The sequence below is a fragment of the Psychrobacter sp. FME13 genome (assembly GCF_014861395.1).
Classification (GTDB): domain Bacteria; phylum Pseudomonadota; class Gammaproteobacteria; order Pseudomonadales; family Moraxellaceae; genus Psychrobacter.
Window position 1 is genome coordinate 1 of the sequence record NZ_RRYV01000316.1, and the last position, 1062, is coordinate 1062.

The 1062-nt window shown below is 37.9% G+C and carries 1 protein-coding gene; it reads left to right on the forward strand.

Annotated elements, in window-relative coordinates; translation table 11 throughout:
* Positions 1-426: 426 nt before the first annotated feature.
* Positions 427-1062: a tetratricopeptide repeat protein gene (locus EI164_RS16285; RefSeq protein ID WP_192521015.1), complete on the forward strand. Its 636-nt coding sequence runs from the start codon at positions 427-429 to the stop codon at positions 1060-1062.

Genomic DNA, 1062 nt, shown 5'->3' on the forward strand with positions numbered 1-1062 from the left:
CATTGTCCCCTTTGGAATTATTATTTAGGGGTGACAACTATCCTGCCATAGGGGGGTTTTCCATGAATATATTTCTTATTATAAATCTGAGCCTCTTATTCAAAATGCTATTTCAACTGTTTTTTTGTACTTATCAATAGCAGGATGAGACACACAATGTATTATAGTCATTCCATTATAAAAGCATTGCAGCGTTAACCTCGTTTGAAGTTTTGAATATACATCTACACTCGGCTGTCTCGTACTACTTTTAAATTGAATAAACTATATGACAAAATAAATTTTTATATAGCGTGACATTTGGCGGATAGAGATGTCGTTGAAGGTAAGATTGAATTGTTAGAGTGAAACAGCAAAGCTCGAAGAAATAGTGATGAGATAAGACTGTTAGTCTCTCCAAAAATTAAATGAGAAAGAATAATTATCATGTCAAAACTTAATAAGACAGTCATCTATAAAATCATGGTAATAGGATTATCGTGCGCTCTAACCTTACCAGCTGCTGCTGACCTTGGAATCGTAAGTAAGCTCATAAACCATGGTATAGCGACTACTCAGGCGACTTTTGGCTATATGCGCCTTACAGGAGATAGCGTAAGTCAAGATGATGTTAAAGCATTTGAATGGACCAAAGAAGCTGCTTATAGAGGCAGAGAATCTTCTCAATATACACTTGGAGAGATGTATAGTAATGGCACTGGCGTACGTCAAAATTATGCTAAGGCTATTGAGTGGTATGAAAAAGCTGCCAAACAGGGTAATGCTGAAATTCAATATAATCTTGGCACTTTTTATCAAAATGGCAAAGGTATTCCGCAAGATTATGATAAAGCAGTTGAGTGGTATCGGAAGTCGGCGGATCAGGGTTTTGCATTGGCTCAGTACAATTTAGCTGCCATGTACTATGAGGGTCTAGGAGTGAGTCAGGATTACGCAGAGACTCTGAAGTGGCTAAGAAAAGCTGCTGCTCAAGGATACGCGGGCGCTCAAAACAATATCGGTGACATGGTAACCCTCCCAAACTTAAGACACCTAATAAATAGAATTAAGCTGCCTGATTGA

Coding starts and splice junctions, on each gene's coding strand:
- EI164_RS16285 (WP_192521015.1), top strand. CDS start 427: ATGTCAAAACTTAATAAGACAGTCATCTATAAAATCATGGTAATAGGA.